At 55.8% G+C, this 3,368-nt stretch carries 1 protein-coding gene and 1 pseudogene; both read left to right on the forward strand.

The window, feature by feature from the left end:
- Positions 1-2,203 (forward strand): annotated as a pseudogene (locus tag GT019_RS18015) (hypothetical protein); the annotation flags it as partial.
- Positions 2,204-2,393: 190 nt separating this feature from the next.
- Entirely contained in the window at positions 2,394-2,951 is a 558-nt protein-coding gene (locus GT019_RS18020) for a DJ-1/PfpI family protein (RefSeq protein WP_161744583.1), read from the forward strand.
- The last annotated feature ends 417 nt before the right edge of the window (positions 2,952-3,368 follow it).

Here is a 3,368-nt window from a genome sequence, read left to right on the forward strand (position 1 = left end):
GGTAGCCAAGATCGAAGCGCTCATCGCGGCGGCAAACGCGGTCACCTCGCAAATCGCGGCCTTGCCGGATCCGGCAGCGATCATGCTGGACAATCAAGCGGCCGTAACGAGCGCGAGAACCGCTTTTGACGCGTTATCGGCATCGCAGCAAGCGCTGGTCACGAACCAAACGAAACTCACGCAAGCCGAAGCGAAAATCAGCACGCTGATCGCGGCGGCAACCTCCGTAACCGCTCAGATCACGGCTTTGCCGGATCCAGCCGCAATCACGCTGGACAACCAAGCGGACGTTAACGCCGCAAACGCGGCATTCAACGCCCTGTCGACAGCCCAGCAAGACCTGGTCACGAATCAAGCGAAGCTCACGCAAGCGGTAGCGAAGATCGAAGCGCTCATCGCAGCGGCAAACGCGGTCACCGCGCAAATCGCGGCCTTGCCGGACCCGGCAGCGATCACGCTGGACAATCAAGCGGCCGTAACGAGCGCGAGAACCGCTTTTGACGCGTTATCGGCATCGCAGCAAGCGCTCGTCACGAACCAAATGAAGCTAACGCAAGCCGAAGCGAAAATCAGCTCGCTGATCGCGGCGGCAACCGCCGTAACCGCTCAGATCACGGCTTTGCCGGATCCAGCTGTAATTACGCTGGATAATCAAACAGACGTTACCGCCGCAAACGCGGCATTCAACGCCCTGTCGACAGCCCAACAAGACCTCGTCACGAACCAAGCGAAGCTCACGCAAGCGGTAGCCACGATCGAAGCGCTCATCGCGGCCGCGAACGCGGTCACTGCTCAGATCGGGCAGCTGCCTGACAAGGCAAATCTGCAGCTGTCCGATAAAGCAGCCGTAGTTGCCGCCAGCAACGCCTTCAATGCCTTGTCGGCCGCCCAACAGGCGCTGGTCACGAACCAAAGCAAGCTCGCGGACGCATTGGCGCAAATCATCGAGCTTGAAGATCAACAGGCAGCGGATGCCGTTATCGCGCTCATTGCGGCGCTTCCGGCCGCTGCGAACCTTACGCTGTCCGACGAAGCAGCCGTCAACGGCGCGAGCAGCGCATTCAATGCTTTGACGGCGACTCGGCAAGACTTGGTCACGAACAAATCGAAGCTGACCGACGCGCTGGCCAGAATGACGCAGCTTAAAGCCGATAAGGCGGCCGCGGATGCCGTCATCGCTCAAATCGCGGCGCTGCCTGCAACGGCGAGCCTCGCGCTGTCCGACGAAACGGCCGTAACGGCCGCCAACACCGCTTACTCCGCGTTGTCCGCGGATCAACGGAACCTCGTCACGAACCAAACCAAGCTTTCCGATGCCGTCGCCCGGATCGGAGTGCTCAAGGCGGAGCATGAGGCGGACGTGCAAGCCGCAGCCGTCGTTACGCAGCAAATCAACGACCTGCCGGCTCTGGCGGATCTTACATTGTCCGACAAAACAGCCGTAGCCGCGGCACGCAGCGCCTTCGAAGCATTGACGTCCGTTCGCCAAGCGCTCGTCACGAACGTCGACATGCTTGTTCAGGCAGAAGCCAGAATCGCGGAGCTTCGCTTTTTGCCAAGCAAGGCGCTCTCGGATTTCGACTTCGAAACGATTTACGCAACGCAGGCAAGGGGCGAAAGCGTCCGGATCACGGACACCAATTTCCAATCGCATCCCGTCAGTTTCACGATCAGCGACGGCAATGTCGTCATCCCGGTGGAGCTGAACTGGGATATTCCGCTCAACGGTTTTACGACGGGCCAGGCGGTCGGGTCGGCGGTCGATAGCTTTATCCAGCAATATTGCAACGACCACCATATCGATCTCGGTCAGCGCACGCTAGCGGCGATGGGATTCGACGATACGTTCTATATCATGACGTTCGCTACGGGAACGCAGGCATCCGTCACGCTGGGCGGAGGGTATTCGGCATTCTTCGCGGACAATCATTTCACGGGCACGAATGAAGATATGAGCAAGAACCGTACGTTTACGGTCAGTGACGGTACGCAGACGGCCACGATTATCCTGGAATGGGCGTATTACGATATGGACGATTTCATCGCGGACCTCAACTGGCAGCTTCAAAATGCCAACGTCCAAGCCGTGGCCGCGAAGATCGACGCCACGCACTTCAAACTTTCGTCGTCGACGGCAACCGGCACGCTCGCGATTGACGGGGCGGATAAAGCGCAGTTCTTCGACGCTTTTCAATTGGACTGATCCGATTTCAAACCTCTGCTCCATGCATAGATAATTGATATAGAAGACGTCGAGTTATTCTCGGCGTCTTTCTTTTGTTGCCGCTCTCTCGACGCGTTCGACGGGATTCGCCAAAACCAACCCGTTTACAGCTTATGGAAGGTTCATCATAATTGGAAAGGAGCATCACATTTGGTAGAGGAGTGATATCATGTCCAAACGCATTCTCGTCGTAACCGGAGACGCTGCAGAGGTACTTGAAGTCTACTATCCTTATTATCGCGTGTTGGAGGAGGGCTACGAGGCGATCATAGCGGCCCCGGCCAAAAAGGTTCTGCATACCGTCGTGCATGACTTCGCTGAAGGCTGGGATACCTACACGGAAAAACCGGCGCATTTGCTGCCGGCCCATGCGGCGTTCGCGGATGTCGATCCGGCTCGATACGACGGCCTTCTCATCCCCGGCGGACGAGCGCCCGAATATATTCGCGGCAATGAAGACCTCCCCCGCATACTCAGCCATTTCCTTGAAGCGGACAAACCCGTCGGGGCGATCTGCCATGGCGTTCAGGTTTTCGCTTCCCTGCAGGATACGACCTATTTTAAAGGCCGCACGATGACAGCATACAATGCCTGCCGAATGGACGTAGAACGTCTTGGCGCGAGCTATGCGAAGGAGACGCTCCATGTGGACGGCAAGCTCGTATCCGGCCACGCTTGGCCGGATTTGCCGGGCTTTATGCGCGAATTCCTCAAGCTTTTGGCTTAGTCAGTTTAGCGATAAAACGAAAAAAAGGCTGCCTTCGGGCAGCCGCCTCTATTTCGAAATGGTGGGCTAAAATGGGCGATTACATGCGATTATCGCGCTTTTCGACATTTTTTTCGAAAAGTGCTTGCATTCCTAAAATGATTCATGGTATATTCTAATTCCGGCCGAGAGAGATACACGGCGACGGTTATCGAAATCGAAACAAGCCTAAAAATAAAGCTTGCAAAACGGTTTTGAAATATGATATATTCTAATTCCGGGCTTGAACCGGCTGTAGAATAAGCAACACACTTGTTCCTTGAAAACTGAACAATGAGCGACCTGTCAAACAGGTTATAAAGTAAGTCAGCGATGAGCTAACAAGCACATCCTGGAAATGGCTTCGGCCACTTTTATGGAGAGTTTGATCCTGGCTCA

Source organism: Paenibacillus glycinis (assembly GCF_009909185.1).
GTDB lineage: Bacteria > Bacillota > Bacilli > Paenibacillales > Paenibacillaceae > Paenibacillus_Z > Paenibacillus_Z glycinis.

Bases quoted from the DNA above. Each gene is read 5' to 3' on its own strand.
- GT019_RS18020 (WP_161744583.1), top strand. From the start codon at position 2,394: ATGTCCAAACGCATTCTCGTCGTAACCGGAGACGCTGCAGAGGTACTT.